Origin of the sequence: Micrococcus sp. R8502A1, assembly GCF_006704135.1 — a bacterium.
In the GTDB taxonomy this organism is placed as follows: Bacteria; Actinomycetota; Actinomycetes; order Actinomycetales; family Micrococcaceae; genus Micrococcus; species Micrococcus luteus.
In genome coordinates this window covers 1-22,850 of the sequence record NZ_VIGS01000005.1, presented here as the reverse complement: position 1 = coordinate 22,850, position 22,850 = coordinate 1, and the positions used below count along the sequence as shown (strand labels likewise).

Annotated in this window: 23 protein-coding genes and 1 tRNA gene; 11 read left to right on the top strand and 13 right to left on the bottom strand. The window is 73.3% G+C overall.

The window, feature by feature from the left end; genetic code table 11:
- Positions 1 to 55: 55 nt before the first annotated feature.
- The 8 genes from rpoB to FLM69_RS01910 all read right to left on the bottom strand — a co-directional run bounded on the left by rpoB (position 56) and on the right by FLM69_RS01910 (position 7,915).
- Complete coding sequence (gene rpoB / locus FLM69_RS01945) at positions 56 to 3,562, bottom strand: DNA-directed RNA polymerase subunit beta (RefSeq protein WP_141842829.1); 3,507 nt, start codon at positions 3,560 to 3,562, stop codon at positions 56 to 58.
- A 285-nt stretch (positions 3,563 to 3,847) separates the two neighbouring features.
- Positions 3,848 to 4,237, bottom strand: a complete 390-nt coding sequence (gene rplL, locus FLM69_RS01940; protein ID WP_036317747.1) for a 50S ribosomal protein L7/L12 — start codon at positions 4,235 to 4,237, stop codon at positions 3,848 to 3,850.
- 69 nt (positions 4,238 to 4,306) lie between these two features.
- Entirely contained in the window at positions 4,307 to 4,828 is a 522-nt protein-coding gene (gene rplJ / locus FLM69_RS01935; protein ID WP_141842827.1) for a 50S ribosomal protein L10, read from the bottom strand.
- 344 nt (positions 4,829 to 5,172) lie between these two features.
- Positions 5,173 to 5,880 (bottom strand): 50S ribosomal protein L1, encoded by a 708-nt coding sequence (rplA, locus tag FLM69_RS01930; RefSeq protein WP_141842825.1) that lies wholly within the window; start codon positions 5,878 to 5,880, stop codon positions 5,173 to 5,175.
- A 77-nt stretch (positions 5,881 to 5,957) separates the two neighbouring features.
- A complete protein-coding gene (rplK, locus tag FLM69_RS01925) occupies positions 5,958 to 6,389 on the bottom strand; it encodes a 50S ribosomal protein L11 (RefSeq protein ID WP_002854778.1) in 432 nt (143 codons plus the stop codon).
- A gap of 132 nt (positions 6,390 to 6,521) precedes the next feature.
- Positions 6,522 to 7,406, bottom strand: a complete 885-nt coding sequence (gene nusG, locus FLM69_RS01920; protein ID WP_036381527.1) for a transcription termination/antitermination protein NusG — start codon at positions 7,404 to 7,406, stop codon at positions 6,522 to 6,524.
- Positions 7,407 to 7,510: 104 nt separating this feature from the next.
- Positions 7,511 to 7,762, bottom strand: a complete 252-nt coding sequence (gene secE / locus FLM69_RS01915) for a preprotein translocase subunit SecE (protein ID WP_002854774.1) — start codon at positions 7,760 to 7,762, stop codon at positions 7,511 to 7,513.
- Positions 7,763 to 7,842: 80 nt separating this feature from the next.
- Positions 7,843 to 7,915 (bottom strand) — tRNA-Trp (locus FLM69_RS01910).
- Positions 7,916 to 8,088: 173 nt separating this feature from the next.
- On the opposite strand from FLM69_RS01910, the gene FLM69_RS01905 reads away from it, so the two are divergent.
- Positions 8,089 to 9,297 carry a pyridoxal phosphate-dependent aminotransferase gene (locus FLM69_RS01905; protein ID WP_036381525.1) on the top strand — a complete coding sequence of 403 codons (1,209 nt, stop codon included), beginning with the start codon at positions 8,089 to 8,091 and terminating at the stop codon, positions 9,295 to 9,297.
- A gap of 47 nt (positions 9,298 to 9,344) precedes the next feature.
- On the opposite strand, the gene FLM69_RS01900 is transcribed toward FLM69_RS01905, so the two are convergent.
- Both FLM69_RS01900 and FLM69_RS01895 read right to left on the bottom strand, forming a co-directional pair.
- Entirely contained in the window at positions 9,345 to 10,043 is a 699-nt protein-coding gene (locus FLM69_RS01900; RefSeq protein WP_036381522.1) for a response regulator transcription factor, read from the bottom strand.
- Positions 10,040 to 11,299 (bottom strand): ATP-binding protein, encoded by a 1,260-nt coding sequence (locus FLM69_RS01895; protein ID WP_036381519.1) that lies wholly within the window; start codon positions 11,297 to 11,299, stop codon positions 10,040 to 10,042. Before FLM69_RS01895 ends, FLM69_RS01900 begins: the two co-directional genes overlap by 4 nt.
- Before the next feature lie 96 nt (positions 11,300 to 11,395).
- Between FLM69_RS01895 and FLM69_RS01890 the strand changes: the two genes are divergently transcribed.
- The 3 genes from FLM69_RS01890 to FLM69_RS01880 all read left to right on the top strand — a co-directional run bounded on the left by FLM69_RS01890 (position 11,396) and on the right by FLM69_RS01880 (position 14,329).
- Positions 11,396 to 12,460 carry a PspC domain-containing protein gene (locus tag FLM69_RS01890; protein WP_061867125.1) on the top strand — a complete coding sequence of 355 codons (1,065 nt, stop codon included), beginning with the start codon at positions 11,396 to 11,398 and terminating at the stop codon, positions 12,458 to 12,460.
- Positions 12,461 to 12,548: 88 nt separating this feature from the next.
- Positions 12,549 to 13,580 carry a 6-phosphofructokinase gene (locus FLM69_RS01885; RefSeq protein WP_061867126.1) on the top strand — a complete coding sequence of 344 codons (1,032 nt, stop codon included), beginning with the start codon at positions 12,549 to 12,551 and terminating at the stop codon, positions 13,578 to 13,580.
- Positions 13,577 to 14,329, top strand: a complete 753-nt coding sequence (locus FLM69_RS01880) for a hypothetical protein (RefSeq protein WP_141842823.1) — start codon at positions 13,577 to 13,579, stop codon at positions 14,327 to 14,329. Before FLM69_RS01885 ends, FLM69_RS01880 begins: the two co-directional genes overlap by 4 nt.
- Before the next feature lie 13 nt (positions 14,330 to 14,342).
- On the opposite strand, the gene FLM69_RS01875 is transcribed toward FLM69_RS01880, so the two are convergent.
- From FLM69_RS01875 to FLM69_RS01865, 3 genes are all read right to left on the bottom strand, one after another.
- The gene (locus FLM69_RS01875) at positions 14,343 to 15,539 is read right to left on the bottom strand and encodes a folate-binding protein YgfZ (protein ID WP_141842822.1); all 1,197 of its coding nucleotides are present in this window, start codon (positions 15,537 to 15,539) and stop codon (positions 14,343 to 14,345) included.
- Entirely contained in the window at positions 15,536 to 16,204 is a 669-nt protein-coding gene (locus FLM69_RS01870; protein WP_036337900.1) for an FABP family protein, read from the bottom strand. Before FLM69_RS01870 ends, FLM69_RS01875 begins: the two co-directional genes overlap by 4 nt.
- A gap of 187 nt (positions 16,205 to 16,391) precedes the next feature.
- A complete protein-coding gene (locus FLM69_RS01865) occupies positions 16,392 to 17,198 on the bottom strand; it encodes a hypothetical protein (RefSeq protein ID WP_255502650.1) in 807 nt (268 codons plus the stop codon).
- Between the two features lie 101 nt (positions 17,199 to 17,299).
- Here FLM69_RS01865 and mshD point away from each other — a divergent pair, with 101 nt between their 5' ends.
- The 7 genes from mshD (at position 17,300) to asd (ending at position 22,728) form a co-directional block, all read left to right on the top strand.
- Positions 17,300 to 18,253 carry a mycothiol synthase gene (mshD, locus tag FLM69_RS01860; protein WP_141842819.1) on the top strand — a complete coding sequence of 318 codons (954 nt, stop codon included), beginning with the start codon at positions 17,300 to 17,302 and terminating at the stop codon, positions 18,251 to 18,253.
- Between the two features lie 137 nt (positions 18,254 to 18,390).
- Positions 18,391 to 19,401, top strand: coding sequence for an NUDIX domain-containing protein (locus FLM69_RS01855; protein WP_141842817.1), 1,011 nt, complete (start codon positions 18,391 to 18,393; stop codon positions 19,399 to 19,401).
- Positions 19,402 to 19,460: 59 nt separating this feature from the next.
- Positions 19,461 to 19,817 carry a GNAT family N-acetyltransferase gene (locus tag FLM69_RS01850; RefSeq protein ID WP_036337891.1) on the top strand — a complete coding sequence of 119 codons (357 nt, stop codon included), beginning with the start codon at positions 19,461 to 19,463 and terminating at the stop codon, positions 19,815 to 19,817.
- A gap of 82 nt (positions 19,818 to 19,899) precedes the next feature.
- Positions 19,900 to 20,730 carry a thymidylate synthase gene (locus FLM69_RS01845; RefSeq protein WP_061867130.1) on the top strand — a complete coding sequence of 277 codons (831 nt, stop codon included), beginning with the start codon at positions 19,900 to 19,902 and terminating at the stop codon, positions 20,728 to 20,730.
- Positions 20,731 to 20,752: 22 nt separating this feature from the next.
- Positions 20,753 to 21,313 (top strand): dihydrofolate reductase, encoded by a 561-nt coding sequence (locus FLM69_RS01840; protein ID WP_061867131.1) that lies wholly within the window; start codon positions 20,753 to 20,755, stop codon positions 21,311 to 21,313.
- 1 nt (position 21,314) lies between these two features.
- On the top strand, positions 21,315 to 21,545 hold the full coding sequence (locus tag FLM69_RS01835; RefSeq protein WP_141842814.1) for an NF038396 family protein: 231 nt from the start codon (positions 21,315 to 21,317) through the stop codon (positions 21,543 to 21,545).
- Positions 21,546 to 21,555: 10 nt separating this feature from the next.
- Positions 21,556 to 22,728, top strand: coding sequence for an aspartate-semialdehyde dehydrogenase (gene asd, locus FLM69_RS01830; RefSeq protein ID WP_181743464.1), 1,173 nt, complete (start codon positions 21,556 to 21,558; stop codon positions 22,726 to 22,728).
- Positions 22,729 to 22,850: the final 122 nt, after the last annotated feature.

Genomic DNA, 22,850 nt, shown 5'->3' with positions numbered 1-22,850 from the left:
CCCTTGGTTCAGTGGTTCTCAGGTGACGTCTTGTGGATGCGGGATCGGGCCCGGCTCAGACTTCCTCCACCGAGCTGGGCTCGGCGTGGGAGAGGTCGATGCCCAGCTCCTCGGCGGCGCGGTAGACCTCGTCCTCCGCGTCGCGCATCTCGATGGCCTGGCCGTCGGCGGAGAGGACCTCCACGTTCAGGCAGAGGGACTGCATCTCCTTGATGAGCACCTTGAAGGACTCGGGAACACCCGGCTCCGGGATGTTCTCGCCCTTGACGATGGCCTCGTAGACCTTCACGCGGCCGTGGATGTCGTCGGACTTGATGGTCAGCAGCTCCTGGAGGGTGAACGCCGCGCCGTACGCCTCGAGCGCCCACACCTCCATCTCGCCGAAGCGCTGGCCGCCGAACTGGGCCTTACCGCCCAGCGGCTGCTGCGTGATCATCGAGTACGGGCCCGTGGAACGGGCGTGGATCTTGTCGTCCACCAGGTGGTGCAGCTTGAGCATGTACATGTAGCCCACGGACACCGGGTCCGGGAACGGCTCGCCGGTGCGGCCGTCGAACAGCTGCGCCTTGCCGCTGTCGCTCATGAGACGGTCGCCGTCGCGGGTCACGTTCACGTGGCCGAGCAGGCCCGTGATCTCGTACGCCTCGGCGCCGTCGAACACCGGGGTGGCCACGTTGACCGGACCGGACTGCCGCGGGAAGTTCGGCAGGTCCTTGATCCACTCCGGCTCGCCCTGGATGTCCCAGCCGCGCGAGGCGGCCCAGCCCAGGTGCAGCTCCATGACCTGGCCGAGGTTCATGCGGCCGGGGACGCCGAGCGGGTTCAGCACGATGTCCACCGGGGTGCCGTCCGCCAGGAACGGCATGTCCTCGAGCGGCAGGATCTTCGAGATGACGCCCTTGTTGCCGTGGCGGCCGGCCATCTTGTCGCCGTCGGTGATCTTGCGCTTCTGCGCCACGTAGACGCGCACCAGCTGGTTCACGCCCGGGGGCAGGTCGTCGTCCTCGTCGCGGTCGAAGATGCGCACGCCGATGACGGTGCCGGACTCGCCGTGCGGCACCTTCAGGGACGTGTCGCGGACCTCGCGGGACTTCTCGCCGAAGATCGCGCGCAGCAGGCGCTCCTCCGGGGTCAGCTCGGTCTCGCCCTTCGGGGTCACGCGGCCGACCAGGATGTCGCCGGCCTCCACCTCGGCGCCGATGTGGATGATGCCGCGCTCGTCGAGCTGCGAGAGCACCTCCTCGGACACGTTGGGGATGTCGCGCGTGATCTCCTCGGCGCCCAGCTTGGTGTCGCGGGCGTCGACCTCGTGCTCCTCGATGTGGATCGAGGTGAGGACGTCCTCCGAGACCATGCGCTGGGACAGGATGATCGCGTCCTCGTAGTTCAGGCCCTCCCAGGGCATGAACGCGACGAGGAGGTTCTTGCCGAGCGCGAGCTCGCCGTTGTCCGTGGCGGGACCGTCGGCGATGATGCTCAGCGGCTCCACCCGCTCGCCCTCGGAGACGCGCACCCGCTGGTTGTAGGCGTTGCCCTGGTTCGAGCGGGCGAACTTCATGATCGGGTAGTGCGTGGTGGTGCCGTCGTCGTTCATGACGGTCACCAGGTCCGCGGCCACCTCGGTCACGACGCCGCCCTGGGTGGCCGTCACGGAGTCGCCCGCGTCCACGGCCACGTACTTCTCCATGCCGGTGCCCACGTAGGGGGCCTCGGAGCGGAGCAGCGGCACGGCCTGACGCTGCATGTTCGCGCCCATGAGCGCGCGGTTGGCGTCGTCGTGCTCGAGGAACGGGATCAGGGCGGTGGCCGCCGACACCATCTGGCGCGGGGACACGTCCATGTAGTCGATCTCGTCCACGGTCGAGAGCACGGGCTCGCCGTCGCCGCCGCGCTGGCGGCAGAGCACGAACTCCTCCTCGAACCGGCCGTCCTCATCCACCGGGGCGTTCGCCTGGGCGATCTGGAAGGCCAGCTCGTCGTCGGCGGTCAGGTAGTCCACGGTGTCCGTGACCCGGCCGTCGACCACGCGGCGGTACGGGGTCTCGATGAAGCCGAAGGAGTTGATCCGGCCGAAGGTCGCCAGCGAGCCGATGAGGCCGATGTTCGGGCCTTCCGGGGTCTCGATGGGGCACATGCGGCCGTAGTGCGACGGGTGGACGTCACGGACCTCCATGCCGGCACGGTCGCGGGACAGGCCGCCCGGGCCGAGCGCGGACAGGCGGCGCTTGCGCGTCAGGCCGGCCAGCGGGTTGTTCTGGTCCATGAACTGGGACAGCTGCGAGGTGCCGAAGAACTCCTTGATCGCCGCCACCACGGGGCGGATGTTGATCAGGGTCTGCGGGGTGATCGCCTCGACGTCCTGAGTGGTCATGCGCTCGCGCACGACGCGCTCCATGCGGGACAGGCCGGTGCGGATCTGGTTCTCGATCAGCTCGCCCACCGCACGGATGCGACGGTTGCCGAAGTGGTCGATGTCGTCGATCTCCACGCGCACGTCCACCGGCTCGCCGTCGCGCGTGCCCTTGATGACGGTCTCGCCGGCGTGCAGCGCGGCGATGAAGTGCACCATCTGGACGATGTCGTCCTCGGTGAGCACAGACGCGTTGGGGTCGCCGAGGTGCACGTCCACGCCGAGCTTGCGGTTGAGCTTGTAGCGGCCCACCTTGGCGAGGTCGTAGCGCTTCGGGGTGAAGTACAGGTTGTTCAGCAGCGTCTGCGCGGCGTCGACGGCGGCCGGCTCGCCCGGGCGCAGCTTGCGGTAGATGTCGAGCAGGGCCTCGTCCTGGTCCGCGGTGCCGTCCTTCTCGAGGGTGGCGCGGATGGAGTCGTAGTGGCCGAACTCCTCCAGGATGCGGGACTCGGTCCAGCCCATGGCCTTGAGCAGCACCGTCACGGGCTGCTTGCGCTTGCGGTCGAGGCGGACGCCGACCTGGTCACGCTTGTCCACCTCGAGCTCGAACCAGGCGCCGCGCGAGGGGATGATCTTCGCGGAGAAGATCTCCTTGTCCGAGGTCTTGTCCGGGGTGCGCTCGAAGTAGGCGCCCGGGGAGCGGACCAGCTGGGAGACGACGACGCGCTCGGTGCCGTTGATGATGAACGTGCCGTTGCGGGTCATCAGCGGGAAGTCGCCCATGAAGACGGTCTGCTGCTTGATCTCGCCGGTCGTGTTGTTCATGAACTCGGCCTTGACGTACAGCGGGGCGGAGAAGGTCGCGTCGCGATCCTTGCACTCCTCCTCCGTCATCTTGGCGTCGGCGAACTCCGGCTCGGCGAAGGACAGGGACATGGTGCCCTGGAAGTCCTCGATCGGGGAGATCTCCTCGAAGATGTCCGTCAGTCCCGAGGTGACGGGCACGGAGTGGTCGTCGGCGGCCAGGGCGGCGTCCACGCGCGCGGCCCACCGCTCATTGCCGATCAGGCGGTCGAACGACTCGGTCTGCAGCGCCAGCAGGTCCGGCACGTCCAGCGGCTCGGAGATCTTGGCGAAGGAGACGCGTCCGGCGGAGGCGCCGGATCGCGGGGAGACGGTAGCGGTTTCGTTGGAGGTGCTCGAGGCGACCACGTAGGATCCTTCCACAGGCCTTCTGGGTTCCGTTCGCTCCCCTGCCGCGAGACGGCGGCGCCGGCCCACCGCTATATGAAGGCCGTGCGGAACCGTGCGGGCCACGGCGGGACGCGGGGTCCTGCGGGCGGCACGGAACAGGGGAGATGCAAAGATCCATCCTATCCCCGCCCGTCTCCCCTGTCCAGCCGCGGGTGCGTGACCTGGGACGCCACGAGGCCCCCGGTCCGCAGTGCGGATCCGGGGGCCTCGTGAGGAGGCGTGATGCGGCTCAGGCCGCGATCATCACTTGAGGGTGACGGTGGCGCCGGCGCCCTCGAGCTGCTCCTTGGCCTTCTCGGCGGTCTCCTTGTTGACGCCCTCGAGGATGGGCTTGGGGGCGCCGTCCACCAGGTCCTTGGCCTCCTTCAGGCCGAGGGAGGTGAGGGCGCGCACCTCCTTGATGACGCCGATCTTCTTGTCGCCGGCGGCCTCGAGGACGACGTCGAACTCGTCCTTCTCCTCGGCGGCGGCGGCCTCGGCACCACCGGCGGCACCGCCGGCGGCGGCCACGGCCACGGGGGCGGCGGCGGTGACGTCGAACTTCTCCTCGAACGCCTTGATGAACTCGGACAGCTCGATGAGGGTCAGCTCCTCGAACGCGGCGAGCAGCTCTTCGGTGGTCAGCTTGGCCATGATGGCTCCTTTACGGGTACGTCTTGACTACGTGTGAAGTGGTGGGCCGTGCAGCCCGGGGCGGACTGCTCAGGCAGCCTCGCCCTGCGCGGCGCGCAGCGCCTCGACCGTGCGGACGGTCTTGGACAGCGGCGCCTGGAACAGGGCGGCAGCCTTGGACATGCTGCCCTTCATCGCGCCGGCGAACTTGGCCAGCAGCACCTCGCGGGACTCGAGGTCCGCGAGCTTCTTGATGCCGGCCTCGTCCAGGGGCTGGCCATCCATGTAGCCGCCCTTGAGCACGAGCTTCTCGTGATCCTTGGCAAAGTCACGCAGGGCCTTCGCGACGTTGACCGGGTCCCCGGTCACGAACGCGATCGCGGTGGGACCGGACAGGTGAGCCTCGAGGCCCTCCAGACCGGCGTCCTTGGCCGCGATCTCGGCCAGCGTGTTCTTCGCCACGGCGTAGGTCGCGTCCTGACGGATGGAGTCACGCAGCTGCTTGAGCTCCGTCACCGTCAGGCCACGGTATTCCGTCAGAACAGCGGCGCTGGACTGACGGAACAGGTCCGTGAGCTCAGCCACCGCCGACTCCTTCGCGGACGTCGCCATGGCACTCCTCTCGATGATGCGTGGGAACCGCCACCCCGAGACGAGAAAGCGCCCCGTGCAGATGCACGGGGCGCGGCAGGAGCATCGACGCGGTCGGACCCGGAGGGTCGACGAGCGGATGCGAGCGTGGCTCACGTTCACCTGCGCGGGCCATCTCCGTCAGGGAGATCCTTCGGTGGGCTCTGCCCGGAGGCAGGGCACCACGACCGGCGGTCTTCGGTAGGCACCAGCGTACACGTCCGGGGTGGGCCCGCAAAATCGACCCGGGACGACGTCGGCCGGTCGTCCCCGCTGCGGGGACGACCGGCCGGCGTCGTGGGCCCCGGTCGCCGGGGCCGCGTGGCTCAGAGCTCCGAGGAGTCCACCGAGGTCACGTTCGGGTCCATGGGCACGCCCGGGCCGAAGGTGGTGGCCACGGTGGCCTTGGAGATGTAGCGGCCCTTGGAGGAGGACGGCTTCAGACGCAGGACCTCCTCGAGGGCTGCGGCGTAGTTCTCCACCAGGGCCTTGGCCTCGAAGGAGGTCTTGCCGATGATGAAGTGCAGGTTGGAGTGCTTGTCGACGCGGAAGTCGATCTTGCCGCCCTTGATGTCGGCCACGGCCTTGGCCACGTCCGGGGTCACGGTGCCGGTCTTGGGGTTCGGCATCAGGTTGCGGGGGCCGAGCACCTTGCCCAGGCGGCCGACCTTGCCCATGAGCTCCGGGGAGGCCACGGCGGCGTCGAAGTCCACCCAGCCCTCGGAGATCCGGGCGATCAGGTCGTCGTCACCCACGACGTCCGCGCCGGCGGCGCGGGCGGCCTCGGCGCGGTCACCGGTGGCGAACACGACGACGCGGGCGGTCTTGCCGGTGCCGTGGGGCAGGCTCACGGAGCCGCGGACCATCTGGTCGGCCTTGCGGGGGTCGACCGAGAGGCGGAGGGCCACCTCCACGGTGGCGTCGATCTTGGAGGGGTTCGTCTCCTTGGCGAGGCGGATCGCCTCCACCGGCGAGTACAGATCCTCGCCGATCGCGGCCTTGGCCGCCTTGTATGCCTTGCTGCGCTTTGCCATCTGCGTTCTTCTCCTTGTGCAGTCGTGGTCTGCGGGCCGCGCTCGGCCCTGCCACTGGAAGGGGGTGGGGGTGGGCGTCAGCCCTCGACGGTGATGCCCATCGAGCGGGCGGTGCCCGCGATGATCTTGGCGGCGGCCTGCACGTCGTTGGCGTTCAGGTCCTCCATCTTGGTCTGGGCGATCTCCTCGCACTGGGCCTGGGTCAACGTGCCGACCTTGGCCGTGTGCGGGGTGGCGGAGCCCTTGGCGACGCCGGCGGCCTTCTTGATGAGCTCGGCGGCCGGCGGGGTCTTGGTCACGAAGGTGAACGAGCGGTCCTCGTACACGGTGATCTCGACCGGGATCACGTTGCCGCGCTGCGACTCGGTGGCGGCGTTGTACGCCTTGCAGAACTCCATGATGTTCACGCCGTGCTGGCCCAGGGCGGGGCCGATGGGCGGGGCCGGGTTGGCGGCGCCGGCCTGGATCTGAAGCTTGATCAGACCGGTGACCTTCTTCTTGGGAGCCATGAGTGGATCCTTCTCTCACTGGGGGACCCTCGGCGCAGGAGCGCACCGGGGGCGGTGGCCGCCGTGGCGCGGCGGCCGGTGCCGCGTCCGGGCCGGCAGGCGGCCGGCCCGGTGCGGAAGCGTCGGGTGTCCTCAGATGGCCTTGGTCACCTGGTTGAAGGACAGCGTCACGGGGGTCTCGCGCTCGAAGATCGAGACGAGCACCACGAGCTGCTGGGCCTCCGGCTTGATCTCGGAGATCGTGGCCGGGAGGGTCTCGAACGGGCCGTCGTTGACGGTGACCGACTCGCCGACCTCGAAGTCCACGTGGATCGCGGGGGCGGCGGGCGCACCGGACTCGACCGAGGCGGGGACGGCCAGGCCGGCCTTCTCGGCAGCGCGGGCGGCCTCCTGGATCACGGACGGGGCGAGCATGTCGTACACCTCGTCCAGGCTGAGCGGCTGCGGGTGGTGGGCGTCGTTGCCCACGAAGCCCGTGACGCCCGGGGTGTGCCGCACGACGCCCCACGAGGCGTCGTCGAGGTCCATGCGGACGAGCACGTAGCCCGGGATGCGCACGCGCGAGACGATCTTGCGCGTGGTGTTCTTGATCTCCACGACCTCCTCCATGGGGACCTCGATCTCGTAGATCGAGTCCTCCATGTCCTGGGTCAGGATGCGGGCCTCGAGGTTCGTCTTCACGCGCTTCTCGTAGCCGGCGTAGGTGTGGACGACGTACCAGTCGCCGGGCTGGCGGCGCAGGCGGGTGCGCAGCTCCTCGGCGGGGTCCACGGCGGGCTCGTCGTCGGCCTGCTCCTCGACGGGGGTCGGCGCGTCCTCGCCCTCGGCGACGGCCAGGTCGGCCTCCTGCACGGTGGCCTCGGCGGTCTCGTCACCGCTGCCGGCGGCCTCGTCCAGGGCGTCCTCGACGGGCGTCCCGGCGTCCTGCGCGGTCTCGGCGGTCTCCTCGGCCACGGCGTCCTCCGACATCGGGACGAACTCCTCGGCGGGCTGACGATCCAGTTCCTGCTCGGACACGATTCCTGCTTTCTGCTGACGGACGGCGGGCCCTGCCGTCGGGGAGGGCCCTCACGGGCGTGCGGGGGACGCGTCCTGCGAGGTCGGGACCGTCCGCGCCGGGCTCAGAGGCCGCCGGCGCCGAACAGGAGACCCGCCACGGTGCCGAACACCCAGTCCAGCCCCATGACCAGCAGGATCATGAACGCCACGAAGGCGAGCACCACTCCGGTCGTACGCAGCAGCTCCTCGCTCGTGGGGGTGACGACCTTGCGGAGCTCGTCCACCACCTGGCGCAGGAACAGCGCGATCCGCGCGAACAGCCCGCGACGCTGCCTGCTCGGCGTGGGGGTGGGTCCCCCGCCGTTCGCCGCCATCTCAGTCACGTGGCCTCACTCGTCGGATCGCCGAATCGCTTTCTACACGTCCGATGCCGAGCACGAGGCCCGGCATCGAGCAGGGCAGACAGGACTCGAACCTGCAACCTGCGGTTTTGGAGACCGCTGCGCTACCAATTGCGCCACTACCCTTCGGACCGACGGGGCCGGCCGAACCCTCGCGGGATCGACCGTGAACGCGGTACCGGAGATCCAGGATACGCCATCGGGCGGCGGGAGTCGAACGGGTCCCGGGCAGTCAGTACCCTGGCAGGACGGAGCCCCGCTCCGCCCCGCCCTCCCCGTCGAGCTCGAAGAAGGTCCCCATGGCCGCGCCCGCCCGCCGCGTCTCCGCCCGTCTGTCCGCCATCGCGCCCTCCGCCACCCTCGCCGTCGACGCCCGCGCCAAGGAGCTCAAGGCCGCCGGGCGCCCGGTGATCGGCTTCGGCGCCGGCGAGCCCGACTTCCCCACCCCGGACTACATCGTGGAGGCCGCCGTCGCCGCGGCCCGGGACCCGAAGAACCACCGCTACTCCCCCGCCTCCGGCCTGCCCGAGCTGCGCGAGGCGATCGCGACCAAGACGCTGCGCGACTCCGGCGTGTCCCTCGAGGCCGCCCAGGTGCTCGTGACCAACGGCGGAAAGCAGGCCGTGTACAACGCCTTCGCCGCCCTGCTGGACCCGCAGGACGAGGTGCTCGTCCCCGCCCCCTTCTGGACCACCTACCCGGAGGCGATCCGCCTGGCCGGCGGCGTGCCGGTGGAGGTGTTCGCCGGCCCCGAGCAGGGCTACAAGGTCACCGTGGACCAGCTCGACGCGGCCGTCACGGACCGCACCAAGGTGCTCCTGTTCGTCTCCCCCTCCAACCCCACCGGCGCCGTGTACTCCCCCGAGGAGACGGCGGCGATCGGCCAGTGGGCGCGGGAGCGGGGGCTGTGGGTGGTCACCGACGAGATCTACGAGCACCTGACCTACGACGGCATGCCGTTCACCTCGATCGTCCGCGCCGTGCCCGAGCTGGCGGAGCAGTCCGTGATCCTCAACGGCGTCGCCAAGACCTACGCCATGACGGGCTGGCGCGTCGGCTGGATGGCCGGTCCGCTGGACGTGGTCAAGGCCGCCACGAACCTGCAGTCCCACGCCACCTCGAACGTGGCGAACGTGTCGCAGCGGGCCGCGCTGGCCGCCGTCGCCGGCCCGTTGGACGCCGTGGCGGAGATGAAGACGGCGTTCGACCGCCGGCGCCGGGCCATGGTCGAGGCCATGAACGCCGTGCCGGGCTTCCACTGCCCCACCCCGCAGGGCGCGTTCTACGCGTACGTGGACGTGCGGGAGGCGCTCGGGAAGACCTACCGCGGCGGCGTCACCCCCACGACGTCGGCCGAGCTGGCCGCCTTCATCCTCGACGACGCGGAGGTCGCCGTGGTCCCGGGCGAGGCGTTCGGCCCGTCCGGCTATCTGCGACTGTCCTACGCGCTGGGCGATGCGGACCTCGCCGAGGGCGTCGAGCGCATCCGCGCCCTGCTCAGCGCCTGAGCCGCACACCCCGCCCCTGAGCCCCGCGACGCCGCGTGCCGCGGGGCTCAGGCGTATCCGCGGCGCGCGGCCCAGCGGGTCAGCTCGTGGCGGTTGGAGAGCTGGAGCTTGCGCAGCACGGAGGACACGTGGGTCTCGACCGTGCGGTCCGAGATGAACAGCTCCACCCCGGCCTCCCGGTAGGTGTAGCCGCGGGCGATCAGCCGCATGACCTCCCGCTCCCGTGCCGAGAGGCGGTCGAGGTCCTCGTCGGGGGCCGCAGCGCCGCTCGTCGCCGCGGCGGGGACGGGCGGGGACGCGGGCGCCGTGCCGCGGAAGGCGTCGAGGACGAACCCGGCCAGTCGGGGCGAGAACACGGCATCGCCGTCGGCCACGCGGACCGCCGCGTCCGCCACCTCCGCGCCGGAGGCCGTCTTGGTGATGTAGCCGCGGGCCCCCGCACGGATCACGGCGACGACGTCCTCGGCCGCGTCCGAGACGGACAGTGCCAGGAACCGCTGCGCGGGTCGGCGCGCGAGGACGCGTTCGGCCACCTCCGCTCCCCCGCCGCCGGCCCCGCCGGGCAGGTGCACGTCCAGCAGCACCACATCCGGCACCAGGTCCAGCACGGTGCGGACGGCCTCGTCCACGTCCCCGGCCTCGCCGACGATGGCCAGTCGGTCCGGGTCCAGGTCGGCGCGCAGGCCGGAGCGGAAGATCGCGTGGTCGTCCACGATGACGGCCGTGCGCGGGGCGGGGTCGGTCATGGGTGCTCCTGTCCGGCGCGCGCTCGCGCTCCCTCGGGCTCGGTCAGCGTCAGGTGGACCTCGGTGCCGCCCGGGCCGGACCGGATGCGGGCGGCCCCGCCGGCACGCTCCATGCGGCCGAGGATCGACTCCCGCACGCCGAGCCGGTCGGCCGGGACCGTGTGCAGGTCGAAGCCGGGGCCACGGTCCCGGACGAACACCTCCGCGACGGTGCGGCCATGGTCGTCCTCACCGGCCTCCGCGAAGACCTGCGCGTCGCCGGCGTGCCGGGCCGCGTTCTGCATGGCCTCGCGTGCCGCGGCCGCGAGCGGCTCGAGCCACGCCCCGGCGGCCCGGCCCACGGCCACGACCTCCACCCGGGACCCGTGTGCGTCCTCGACGGCGGCGGCGTGCTCTTCGAGCGCCTCCGCCAGGGAGCGCGGGCCGCCACGGGAGTCCAGGGCGAGGAACTGACGCAGCTCACGCTCCTGGGCGCGGGCCACCCGGGCCACCGCGTCTGCGTCATGGGCGCGCCGCTGGATGAGGGCGAGGGACTGCAGCACCGAGTCGTGCAGGTGCGCCGCGATCTCGGCGCGCTGGACCTGCACCGCGAACGCGGTCCGCTCCGCGTCGCGTCGGCGCAGCCAGGCCAGGACGTAGGGCATGGCCACCAGCGCCGCGCCGGCGAGCATCGCGACGGCGGCCAGCAGGGCCCGCCACAGCTCGCCCGAGCTCACGGCGCCCAGGACGATGGCCAGCACCGCCAGCAGCACGAGGGCCGTGCCGAGCACGAGGCGGACCAGTCGTCCGCTCCGCCCGGCCCGGGGCCCGCCCGCCAGGTCGAGCTGCATCCAGGCCAGGCCGAGGCCGATCACGAGGACGGCCACCGGGCCCACGAGCGCCCAGTCGACGGCGAGGCCGAGGCCGTCCGCGACGGTCAGCACGCCCACGCCGAGCACCACGGCGGCCAGCAGGACCGGCCAGCCGCCCTCGCGCACCCGCTCGAGCACCTCGGGGGCGCGACCACGCAGGGTGGGGGCGTCGGCGGCGGGAGCGCCGTCCGGGCCCTCCTCCGGCATGAGCAGCCAGAGCCACACGTACAGGGCCAGGCCCGCGCCGCCCATCAGGCTCAGCAGCGCCAGGGCCGCGCGGACACGGCCGACGGGCACCCCGAGATGCCGGGCGAGCCCCGCGGCGACGCCGGACACCGGGCGGTCGGCCCCGTGCCGCATCAACGGCGGACGTGGGGCCTGCGCGGGCGCGGACGGGGTGGGCATGCCCCCATCCTGCCGCGTCGGACGGGGTGACACATCCGGGGAGGATTCCGGGAGTTCCCGGATGGGCGGGGGCCGCGGGCGGACGAGGATGGAGACATGACGAGCACACACGACCCGTTCACCGGCCCCGGCCCCCACGTCGCCCCCGACGGAGCCACTGCGGGCGAGACCGGCCCCGACGGACTGGACGCCCTGCCGGGCTGGTTGCGCCGCGCCGTCCTGGGCTGGGGCGTGCGCCGCTCGCCGGCCTCGTGGGTCGGCGGGGTGCTCGGCGGCGTGGCCGAGCGCTACCGCATCGACCCGCTGCTCGCCCGCGGCGTGTTCGTCGCCGTATGCATGGTCTCCGCGGGCCTGGGCCTGCTGGCCTACGCGGCCGCCTGGGCCGTCCTCCCCGACGCCGACGGACGCGTGCAGTTCGGCCGCCTGCGCCGCGGGGAGTGGCAGGACGCCACCGTGGCCATCGGCGTGATCGGGGCGATCGGCGCCCTCAACCTGCTGCTCGGCGCCGGGTTCACCCTCATCGCCCCAGCCGTGGGCGGCCCCGGCTCCCTCGTGGGCCTGGGCGCGCTGGCCGTGCTCGTCTGGTGGCTCGTGACCCGTTGGGACGGCCGGGCGCAGGCCCGCGTGGCCCCGGGCCGGGCCCCCGACGCCGACCAGCCCACCCACGCCGTGCCGCGCCCGGCCTGGTACGTCGGCGGAGGCCCGGGCGAGCGGGCAGCCGAGGTCGCCGACCCGCACGGCTTCCGCCCCGAATGGATCGACCCCGCGACCGGCGCGTGGCGCGAGCCCGTCCACTCTCGCGAGCGGCGGGCCGCGGCGCGTCTGGCCGACGAGGCCCCGCGGGCGGCCACCACCCCGACCGGCTCGGGGTCCGCAGCCACGGCCGCGAAGCCGCGCCTCGGGCCGATCGCGCAGGCCGCCACCTACGTCGGGGCCGTCCTCGCCGCGCTCGCCGCCCTCGGGATCAGCCTGCTGCTCGGCGTCGGTCCGACCCCCACGCTGCTGGCCGTGCCGATGCTCGTGGCCGCGCTCGCGGTGATCGCCCCCGTCATGCTGGGCACTCTGCTCAGCGGCCGTCGTCCCGGCACCCTCGGCCCGGCGAGCGGCATCCTCGTGGGTGCGACGGCCCTCCAGGTCGCCGTCCTCGTGGCCCTCGGCTGACCCGCCGCCCGTCGCCCGTCCCCTGACGCGACGCGGCGGGCACGCCTAGGGTAGTGCCGACCCCCACGAGAACGCCCGAGAGGACCCCATGCGCGTCGGAATGCTCACCTCCGGAGGCGACTGCCCCGGCCTGAACGCCGTCATCCGCTCCGCCGTCCTGCACGGCATCAAGTCGTACGACATGGAGATGGTGGGCATCCGCAACGGATGGTCCGGCCTGATCGAGAAGGACGTCGAGGACCTGCCCCGCTCCCGCGTGCGCGGCCTGGCCCGCACCGGCGGCACCATCCTCGGCACCTCGCGCACGCACCCCTACGACGCGGAGGGCGGCGGCCCGGAGAACATGCTCCGCAACCTGCGCGAGCTGGACATCGACGCCGTCATCGCCATCGGCGGCGAGGGCACCCTGGCCGGCGCGAACCGCCTGGCCGCGGACGGGCTGCCGATCGTGGGCGTGCCCAAGACGATCGACAACGACCTGCAGGGCACCGACTACACGTTCGGCTTCGACACGGCCGTGCAGATCGCCACGGACGCCATGGACCGGCTGCGCACCACGGGCGAGTCCCACCACCGCTGCATGGTCGCCGAGGTCATGGGCCGCCACGTCGGCTGGATCGCCCTGCACTCGGGCATGGCCGCCGGCGCCCACGCGATCCTCATCCCCGAGGTCCGCACCCCGATGTCCCAGGTCGCCGAGTGGGTGCAGCAGGTCCACGACCGCGGTCGCTCCCCGCTGGTCGTGGTGGCGGAGGGCTTCGTCCCCGAGGGCCACGACGACCCGCTGGCCGAGGCCGGCGTCGAGGCGTCCGGCCGGCCGCGTCTGGGCGGCATCGGCGAGTGGGTGACCCGCGAGATCGAGGAGATGACGGGCATCGAGACGCGCAGCACCATCCTGGGCCACATCCAGCGCGGCGGCGCCCCCACCGCCACGGACCGCGTGCTCTCCACGCGCTTCGGCATGGGCGCCGTCGACCTCGTCGCCCAGCGCCGCTGGGGACAGATGGTGGCGGCCAACGGCACGGAGATCATCTCCATCCCCATGAGCGCCGCCCTCAAGGGCCTCAAGAAGGTGCCGGTCTCGCGCTACGACGAGGCGAAGATCCTGTTCGGCCGGTGAGACCCGACCACCCCGCCGTCGGCGTGCTGGCCCTCGGGCTGGCGCGTCGGCTTGGCCTGCCCGACACCGCGCTGCTGCCCGGCGACGCCCCGGCGGCGGGCGCCGAGCCGCGCCGCATCGAGGTGGTCCGGCCGGATATGGCCGAGGCGGAGGTGCTGGCCCTGCCCTGGGCCACCGTCGTGGCGGGGCCGGCGTGGTTCACGCGTGCCTGCCGCGGCGTGCCCGTCGAGGCGCTGGGCGTGGAGTCGGCCCTGCTGCGGACGGCGGTGCGCGCCGCCGCCGGGGAGGCCGTGCGCTCGCGCGCCGAGTTCACGCTCTACGCCGCCGAGGAACCGCCGCCGGTCGACCCCTCGCGCACCGTCGCCGTGTCCGACGACCCCGCCCACGTCCACGCCGTGGTCGCGCAGGCCCCCGCAGACGACGTGGCCGAGGCGGGTGTCCCCTCCTGGGAGTCCTCGGTCGCGCTCGTTCCCGACGACGGCGCAGGACGGGCGATCGAAGCCGCGGTGGCGGCGGCGGGGCATCGCGTGACGGGCGGCGTGCTGGCCTCGCTGGGCACCCTCACCCCACCGCGGCTGCGCGGTCGTGGGCTCGGCCGCTACGCGGTGGCCGTGGCGATGGACCGGGCGGCGCTGGAGGGGCTGCTGCCGTTCGCCGAGGTGCCGGCGGGCCACACAGCCGCGCACCACGTGGCGATCGCCGTCGGGCTGGAGGCGGCGGGCACGCGGACCGTCCTCGCGCTGGACTGAGCCGGCGAGTCGGTCAGCGCAGGCGGCCCACGCCGCGCGGTCGGCCGACGACCTGCCCGGCGTCCGGGGACACGAGCGGCTCCTGGCTCGCGGCGATCCAGCCGCCCTCGGCGGCACCGTCCTCGCCGGGAGCGTCCTCGCGGACCAGCAGCTCGGCGTCCACGGGCACCGTGCGCTTGAGCAGCGCCAGGGCGACGGCGCCCGCCTCATGGTGCTGGGCCGCGGCGGTGACCGTCCCCACCGGACGGGCGGCGGCGCGGGCCTCGGGCGTGTCCTCGGCCGGCCGGAGGATCACGGGGGCACCGTGCTCGGGGAGCGCGTGGACGGAGCCGTCCAGGAGCAGGCGGGTGAGGCGGCGGGGCGGGCGGCCCAGGTTGTGCACGCGCGCCACGGTCTCCTGACCGCGGTAGCAGCCCTTCTCGAGGTGCACGGCAGTGCGCAGCAGGTCCAGCTCGTGCGGGATCGCGCGGTCGTCCACGTCGAGGGCCCGGCGGGGGCGGCCGGCCTCGATGCGCAGCGCCTCGGCCGCCGTCGTGCCCGCCAGGGACCAGCCCGCGAGCACGCCCGTGCCGAGCGCGCGGACGGTGGCCTCGAGGTCGGCCCGGGTGACGAGGTACTCGCGCCAGGACCAGTCCGCCCCCGGGTGGGTCGCCGGATCCGGATCGGCCGTGTAGGCCCAGCCGCCCGCCCCGACGCGCGGCCACGGGTCCAGCCACACGGTGCGGTCCTCCCAGCCGGGCACGGGCGCGGTGGCGCCCACGACGGCGACCGCCCCAGTGTGGTCCCGCAGCGTGACGTCGTGGGAGAAGCGCATCGAGGTGAGCCACGCGGCCAGGCCCGGGCCGTCCTCGCGGTCCGTGACGAGCCAGGCCGCGGTACCGTCCTCGAGCAGGTGGGCGGCGTGCTCGATCCGCCCCTGCACGTCGAGGAAGAGGATCTCGGTGCTCGTGCCGGGGGGCAGCGTCTCGACGTGCTGCGTGCCGAGCGTGTGCAGCCAGCTCAGCCGGTCCGGGCCGGACACGGAGAGCACGGCCCGGTGGGAGAGGTCGACCAGGGCGCGGCCCCGGGCGAGGGCGCGCTGCTCGGGCAGGGGGCGACCGTAGTGCGCGGCGACGCCGGCGTCCGGGCCGCGGCCCTCGACGGCGCCGCCGGCCGGCCCCTGCGGCTCGGCCACGGCCAGGTCCAGCAGCGGGCTGCGGGAGGCCGTCACGACTGCTCCCCGCGAGCCCCGCGAGGACGCTCGGCCCCCGGGGCGAGCCGACCCTCGGCCGCGCTCGGCATGCGGTCCAGGATGGCGGAGGCGTGCGCCTCGAGCTCGGCGCCCGCGGCGTCCGCGACGTCCCAGCGCCAGAACAGCTGCCCGTTCACGAGACCGGCCATGCGGGTGGCCCGGTGGTACGGGCCGGCGGCGGAGCCACGCAGGACCGCGTCCGTGGCCAGCTGCAGCTGCGGGCCCTTGATGCGGCCGTAGTACAGCTCGGACAGCGAGCCCGGATGCGTGATGGTGGCGGTCAGGCCGAAGCCCTCGTCGCCGGCGCGCAGCCGCTCGACGTCCTCGGCGGAGCGGAACGCGGGGACGATGTCCGCCGGGCGCATGCCGGGGCCGACGTCGCCGTCGCGCCGCGCCCGGTCCACCTGCCAGAAGCCGGACTCCACGGTCAGCGGACGCAGCAGCGTGCCGTCCGCCTCGCACAGCCACGACTCCGCGCGGTACTCGACGAACGGCAGACCGTGCTCGGTGAAGTCCACCCGCTGGTAGAAGATCTCGGTGCCGGCGGAGCCGTCGCCGAGGCGACCCTGGCCCTCCCAGCTGCCGATGAGCCAGGACAGGGGCGCGAGCTCGGGGGTGAGGTCGTAGGGGAGTTCAGTCGCCATGGCAGATCACGGCGCGGCCCGACAGCGGGCCGCGCGTCCTCAGCGCTGGCCCTTGAAGAGGCCGCTGATGACGACCGCGGCGACGGCGGCCATGCCCAGGCCGGCCAGGACCACGAGGGCCAGGAAGAAGATCTCGAGCGCAAGAAGGGTATCCATGCGGGACATCCTACCGAGCGGGCCCGACCTGTCAGGCCAGGAAGCCCACCATGACGTGCGCCACGACGCCGGCCGCGCCCACGGGCGCCAACGCGAGGGCGTAGCCCGCCCGGCGCGGGCGCAGGGTGGTGCCCACCGGCCGGTCCTCGGGTCGCGGCCGCGACGACGGCGCCGTGGCGGCGGTCAGGGACACCAGCACGGCCACCGCGAGCGCCGCGGCCGTGACGGCCGGCCGGTCCTGGGCGCCCACGCCGGCCAGCGCCGAGACGGGCCACGCGAGCACCGTGCCGAGGGGGATGACGACGAGCGCCAGGACTCCCGGCCGGCCCTGCATCCACGGGGTGAGGCCGACGAGGCAGACCGCGGCCACCGTGACCGCCAGCGTGATGACCAGCCCGGCGACCGCGGGGGTGTCGGTCCAGCGCGAGACGGCCACCCAGCACGCCGTCACGACGGCCATGAACGCCCCGCCCATCGTGGCGACGGTGGACTCGAGGCGCAGCGGCCGGCCGGTCCCGCGCACCAGCTGGACGACGAACGAGGCCATGGTGCTCCAGGCGACGACGACGGCGAGCGGCTCGAAGAGCGTCCAGGCCCCGCTGTGGCCGTCCTCGAGCGGCGGCCACAGCAGCATGAGCAGCACCGCGGCGCCCCCGGCGACGGCCAGGGTGAGGCTGAGCGAGAGGCGCGCGGGCGCGCCCATCTGCCGCGGCCAGCCCCAGGCGATGACCAGGATCACGACGGCGGCGGCGAGGGCGGCGGGGACCGGGCCCAGCAACGCGGCACCGCCCAGGACGAGGGCGGCGACGGCCGCACTCAGGGCCATGGACAAGCGCATCACCTGCCCCATCCTGCCAGGTGCGCACCGGCTCGGCCCTGGGCGGGCGACGGCGGGGCGCACCTCGCGGGCCACCGCCCTCCTTCCGTAGGGTGGCCGGCATGGCCGAACACCCCACCCCCACGACCTCCGACGCCGACGAAACGCCGCGCGTCGTCACCCCGCGCCCGGAGGAGGCGAGCGCCGTCCTGGACCTGGCCGACCGCGCCGGGGCGGCGGACGGTCATCCCCCGCTCTCGGACCAGACGCGCGTGCTGCTCGCCCGCGGCGGGCAGCTCTGGTGGGGGGCCACCCGGGGCACGGACGGGGCGATCGACGGGGCGGCCGTGCTCGTGCCCGAGGGCACGGCGGCCGTGCTCGAGCTCGTCGTCGACCCGGCGGCACGCCGCATCGGCCGGGGGACGGCCCTGGCCGACGCCGCGGCCGCCGCGGTCCGAGACCTGGCGCGGGAGGACACCACGAGCGTCTGGGCCCACGGCATGCTCCCGGGGGCGGTCCGGCTCGCCCGGCGGCACGGCCTCGAGCCCGTCCGCGAGCTGCGCCGGATGCGCCTGTCGCACGCGGCGCTCGCCGCCCTGCCGGAGGTGCGGCTCGCCGACGGGGTCACCCTGCGCGGCTTCGTCCCCGGCCAGGACGAGCAGGCGTGGCTGGACGTGAACGCCGCCGCCTTCGCGGACCACCCCGAACAGGGCAGCCTGACCCGCGCCGACCTCGACGACCGCATGGCGGAGGACTGGTTCGACGCCGACGGCCTCCTGCTCGCCGCCCGCGAGGCGGACGGGCGGCTGCTCGGCTTCCACTGGACGAAGATGGAGCCGGATGCCGGAGCCGACGGCCCGCGCGTCGGGGAGGTGTACGCCGTGGGCGTCTCCCCCGACGCCCAGGGCCTCGGCCTCGGTCGGGCCCTCACCCTGGCGGGGCTGCACCGGATGGCGGAGCAGGGGGTCGACGTCGTGGACCTGTACGTGGACGCGGACAACACGGCCGCCGTCACGCTCTACGCGTCCCTCGGCTTCGAGCTGTTCGCCGCCGACGCCCAATACCGCCGCCCCTGAGACCCTCGGGCGGGGACCGGCCGGGCACATCCCGGCGGCCTCGTATCCTGGTGGGGCCGGCCCCCGCGGGGTCGGCCACGCCCCGTGCCCTGCCCCAGCAGTCGTCGCGGCCGCCGCACCCGAGAGGAACCCGCCCCATGCCCTCGTCCCACGCCGACCGCGTCGCCCGCTGGTCCACGGAGGACCGTGTCTCGGAAGGCCCCCGCGCCGAGGTGCTGGCCGCCGGCATGCTGCCGTGGCGCCGCGTGCCCGGCGGCCTCGAGGTGATGGTGATCCACCGGCCGCGCTACGACGACTGGTCGTGGCCCAAGGGCAAGCTCGATCCGGGTGAGACGCTGCCGGAGTGCGCGGTGCGCGAGCTGCGCGAGGAGGTCGGCCTGGAGCTGCGGCCGGGCATCCCGCTGTGCGTGACCGCGTACGAGGTGCCCGGCAAGCGGGGCGCACGTCTGAGCAAGGAGGTCTGGTACTGGGCCGCCGAGGTCGACGGCCAGCGCGCCCTGCCCGACGGCGACGAGGTGGACGAGGTCCGCTGGGTCGGGCCGGACGAGGCCCGGCGGCTGCTGACGAACGACTCGGATCGCGAACCGCTCGAGCTGCTGCTGCGTGCCGCCTCCCGGGGGCGCCTGCGGACCGTGCCGCTGCTGGTGCTGCGCCACGCCAAGGCCAAGCCCCGCTCCTCGTGGTCCCGCGCCGAGCAGGAGCGCCCGCTGGCGGCGACGGGCCGGCGGCAGGCGCTCGCTGTCGAGGGCCTCGTGGCGGCCTGGCGGCCGGAGCGGCTGGTCTCCTCCCCGTGGCGCCGCTGCGTGGAGACGCTGGCCCCGCTCGTGAAGTCCAGCCGGCTGCCGCTGAAGACCAAGGGCGCGTTCACGGAGACCACGGCCCGGGAGAAGCCCAAGAAGACCCGCAAGGTGATGGCCGAGCTCATGGGCCGCTCCCGGCCGCTGGTCGTGTGCACGCACCGGCCGGTGCTGCCGACGCTGTTCGAGGTGGTCGAGGACGCGGCCGCCGGCCAGGCGGACCGCGTGCTGCGGGCCCTGCCGACCGAGGACCCGTGGCTGCGGCCCGGCGCTGTGCTCGTGGCGCACCGCGCGCTCGACCTCGACGGCGACGTGGTGGCCGTCGAGGTCTACGACCCCTGGGACGACTGAGCCGCCCGCGCGACCGGGCCACCGTTGAGCGGGCCCGCCCCCGGCCCTAGGCTCGGGTCATGGAGAACACCGCCGCCCAGAGCCAGCCCGAGAAGATCGTCCACGAGCGCCTCACGGTGACCCGGGACCCGGACCGTCAGCGCTTCGAGCTGCGCCAGGACGGGACTTTCATCGGGTTCCTCGGCTACGACCAGGAGACCGTGCGCGGCGCGGACGGCGAGGACACCGTGGTCCTGCGCCTGCAGCACACCATCATCGACGAGCAGTTCGGCCGCCGCGGCTTCGCCCGCGCCCTCGTGACCATGGTCCTGGACCGGCTGCGCGCGGAGGGTGACCGGATCGTGCCCGAGTGCTCCTACGTGGAGGACTACCTGCGCCGCTACCCCGAGTACCAGGACATGGTCTTCCACGGCTGACCGGGGGCGGGGCCCTGCCCTGCCGGTACCCGCCTCCGCCGGGCCGTCGACGACGCTCAGCGCGTCCGCTCGGATCGCTAGAGTGGGCCAGGTGAGCATCCCCACCCCCTACGAGGACCTCCTCGCCGACGTGATGGCCCACGGGGTCGTCAAGACGGACCGGACCGGCACGGGCACGCGCAGCGTGTTCGGTCGCCAGCTGCGCTTCGACCTGGCCGAGTCCTTCCCGCTGATCACCACCAAGCGCGTGCACTTCAAGTCGGTCGCGCTCGAGCTGCTGTGGTTCCTGCGCGGGGACTCGAACGTGCGGTGGCTCCAGGAGCGCGGCGTGCGGATCTGGAACGAGTGGGCGGACGAGGACGGCGAGCTCGGCCCCGTCTACGGCGTGCAGTGGCGCTCGTGGCCCACCCCGGACGGGGGCCACATCGACCAGATCGCCAAGGTCGTGGAGCAGATCCGGACGAACCCCGACTCGCGCCGGCACATCGTCACCGCGTGGAACCCCGCCGAGGTGGACGAGATGGCGCTGCCGCCGTGCCACGCGCTGTTCCAGTTCTACGTCTCCCCCGGTCAGGACGGCGCCCCCGGGCGGCTCTCGTGCCAGCTCTACCAGCGCTCGGCGGACCTGTTCCTCGGCGTGCCGTTCAACATCGCCTCGTACGCGCTGCTCACGGTGATGGTCGCGCAGCAGACCGGGTTGACGCCCGGCGAGTTCGTGTGGACCGGTGGGGACGCGCACATCTACGCGAACCACGAGGAGCAGGTGCGCGAGCAGCTCTCCCGCGAGCCGTACCCGTACCCGCGGCTGCGGCTGCGGCGCACCCCCGCGTCGATCTTCGACTACGACTACGACGACTTCGAGGTCCTCGACTACCGTCACCACCCCACCATCACGGCGCCGATCGCCGTCTGAGCCGAGGATGCGCAGCGACCCCATGAGCCGGGCCACCCGTCCCACCGAGCCCGTGATCGCCATGATCTGGGCCCAGACCCCCGAGCGCGTCATCGGCCGCGACGGCACCATGCCGTGGCACGTGCCCGAGGACCTCGCCCACTTCCGGGCCCACACGCACGGCCACCCCGTGATCATGGGCCGGCGCACGTGGGAGTCGTTCCCGGCGCGGTTCCGCCCGCTGCCCGGGCGCACGAACATCGTGGTCTCCCGCACCCTGACGGCCACCGAGGAGGCCGGCGCGGAGCTGCGGGCCGCGGGTGCCGTCGTCGTGCCGGACTTCGGGGCGGCCCTGTCCGCCGCGGCCGAGGCCGACGGCTGTGACACCGTGTGGGTGATCGGCGGGGCGACGCTCTACGAGCAGGCCCTCGACGTGGCCTCGCGCGCCGAGGTGACCGTGATCGACGCGGACGTCGACGGCGACACGCACGCCCCGCTGCTCGACGCCCGCTGGCGGCGCACCGCCGTCGAGCCCGCCCCCGACGCGTGGCTGGACTCCGCCTCCGGCCCGCGCCACCGCTTCGAACGATGGGAACGCGACTGACATGGCCCCGACCGACTACGACCAGCGTCTGCTCTCCCCGCAGGCGGTCTCGTTCCTCGCGCTCGTCGCCCTGCCCGTGCTGGCGTTCGTGTGCGCCGTGTTCGGGCTGATCCTCGTGCTGCAGGGCAAGACCATCGCGGGGCTGGTGTTCCTGCTCGTGCTGACCCAGGTGTTCGCCGTGGGCGGTCTCATCGCGTGGAACAGGCGGAAGCGTGCGCAGCAGGGCCGCTAGCCTGGAGGGCATGACTTCCGCTGCCCCCGCATCTGTGAACGCCCCCGACGCGGCCGCCGTGCCCACCGTGGGACTGGTCGGCTGGCGCGGCATGGTGGGGTCCGTCCTCCTGCAGCGCATGGCCGAGGAGGGCGACTTCGCCCGCGTCCACCCCGTCTTCTTCTCCACGTCCAACGCCGGCGGTCCCGCGCCCGTGCTCGAGGGCATGGCCGGCGACCCGGGCGTGCTCCAGGACGCGTACGACGTGGACGCGCTCAAGGCCCTGCCCGTGATCCTCACCGCGCAGGGCGGGGACTACACGCAGGCCGTGTACCCGAAGCTGCGCGCCGCCGGCTGGGACGGCATCTGGATCGACGCCGCCTCCACCCTGCGCATGGCGGACACCTCCGTGATCGCGCTGGACCCCGTGAACCGCGGCGTGATCGACGCCGCCCTGGCGAACGGGACGAAGGACTTCATCGGCGGCAACTGCACCGTGTCCTGCATGCTCATGGGCCTGGGTGGCCTGTTCAAGGCGGGCCTGGTCGAGTGGGGCACCGCCATGACCTACCAGGCCGCCTCCGGCGGCGGCGCCCGGCACATGCGCGAGCTGCTCACCCAGTACGCCGAGCTGGGCGGCGCGGTGCGGGCCGAGCTGGCCGATCCGGCGTCGGCGATCCTCGAGATCGACCGCAAGGTGATCGAGCTGCAGCGCGGCGGCCTGGACTCGACGCAGTTCGGCGTGCCGCTGGGTGGCTCGCTGATCCCCTGGATCGACTCCGACCTGGGCGACGGCGTCTCCCGCGAGGAGCGCAAGGCCTACGACGAGACCAACAAGGTGCTCGGACTGACCGGGGCGGACCGGATCCCGTTCGACTCGCTGTGCGTGCGGATCGGCGCCATGCGCTCCCACTCGCAGGCCCTCACCCTCAAGCTCACCCGGGACGTGCCGCTGGACGAGGTCGAGCAGATCATCGCCGCGGACAACGAGTGGGTGCAGGTGGTGCCGAACACCAAGGAGGCCACGGTCACCGACCTGACCCCGATCGCCGCGACCGGCACCCTGCAGATCCCCGTCGGTCGGCTGCGCAAGCTCAACATGGGTCCCGAGTACCTCTCGGCGTTCACCGTCGGCGACCAGCTGCTGTGGGGTGCGGCCGAGCCCGTGCGCCGCATGCTGATGATCGCCACCGGCAACCTCTGAGCCGCGACGCCGGCGCGGCGGCGCGCACCCGGCCCTGTCTCCTATACACATATGATGCTGCCGACGATCGCACACGTGTATACATCTGTGGATGCCGACGCACTCTAGAGTCAAAAAGAAAT

What these genes read in the sequence shown, in the direction of transcription:
- FLM69_RS01900 (WP_036381522.1), bottom strand. Translation starts at nt 10,043, where the DNA reads ATGACCGACCCCGCCCCGCGCACGGCCGTCATCGTGGACGACCACGCG.
- FLM69_RS01905 (WP_036381525.1), top strand. Translation starts at nt 8,089, where the DNA reads ATGGCCGCGCCCGCCCGCCGCGTCTCCGCCCGTCTGTCCGCCATCGCG.
- FLM69_RS01865 (WP_255502650.1), bottom strand. Translation starts at nt 17,198, where the DNA reads ATGCGCTTGTCCATGGCCCTGAGTGCGGCCGTCGCCGCCCTCGTCCTG.
- FLM69_RS01890 (WP_061867125.1), top strand. Translation starts at nt 11,396, where the DNA reads ATGACGAGCACACACGACCCGTTCACCGGCCCCGGCCCCCACGTCGCC.
- secE (WP_002854774.1), bottom strand. Translation starts at nt 7,762, where the DNA reads ATGGCGGCGAACGGCGGGGGACCCACCCCCACGCCGAGCAGGCAGCGT.
- FLM69_RS01885 (WP_061867126.1), top strand. Translation starts at nt 12,549, where the DNA reads ATGCGCGTCGGAATGCTCACCTCCGGAGGCGACTGCCCCGGCCTGAAC.
- rplK (WP_002854778.1), bottom strand. Translation starts at nt 6,389, where the DNA reads ATGGCTCCCAAGAAGAAGGTCACCGGTCTGATCAAGCTTCAGATCCAG.
- FLM69_RS01855 (WP_141842817.1), top strand. Translation starts at nt 18,391, where the DNA reads ATGCCCTCGTCCCACGCCGACCGCGTCGCCCGCTGGTCCACGGAGGAC.
- FLM69_RS01835 (WP_141842814.1), top strand. Translation starts at nt 21,315, where the DNA reads ATGGCCCCGACCGACTACGACCAGCGTCTGCTCTCCCCGCAGGCGGTC.
- FLM69_RS01850 (WP_036337891.1), top strand. Translation starts at nt 19,461, where the DNA reads ATGGAGAACACCGCCGCCCAGAGCCAGCCCGAGAAGATCGTCCACGAG.
- FLM69_RS01895 (WP_036381519.1), bottom strand. Translation starts at nt 11,299, where the DNA reads ATGCCCACCCCGTCCGCGCCCGCGCAGGCCCCACGTCCGCCGTTGATG.
- rplA (WP_141842825.1), bottom strand. Translation starts at nt 5,880, where the DNA reads ATGGCAAAGCGCAGCAAGGCATACAAGGCGGCCAAGGCCGCGATCGGC.
- FLM69_RS01870 (WP_036337900.1), bottom strand. Translation starts at nt 16,204, where the DNA reads ATGGCGACTGAACTCCCCTACGACCTCACCCCCGAGCTCGCGCCCCTG.
- FLM69_RS01840 (WP_061867131.1), top strand. Translation starts at nt 20,753, where the DNA reads ATGAGCCGGGCCACCCGTCCCACCGAGCCCGTGATCGCCATGATCTGG.
- rplJ (WP_141842827.1), bottom strand. Translation starts at nt 4,828, where the DNA reads ATGGCGACGTCCGCGAAGGAGTCGGCGGTGGCTGAGCTCACGGACCTG.
- mshD (WP_141842819.1), top strand. Translation starts at nt 17,300, where the DNA reads ATGGCCGAACACCCCACCCCCACGACCTCCGACGCCGACGAAACGCCG.
- asd (WP_181743464.1), top strand. Translation starts at nt 21,556, where the DNA reads ATGACTTCCGCTGCCCCCGCATCTGTGAACGCCCCCGACGCGGCCGCC.
- rplL (WP_036317747.1), bottom strand. Translation starts at nt 4,237, where the DNA reads ATGGCCAAGCTGACCACCGAAGAGCTGCTCGCCGCGTTCGAGGAGCTG.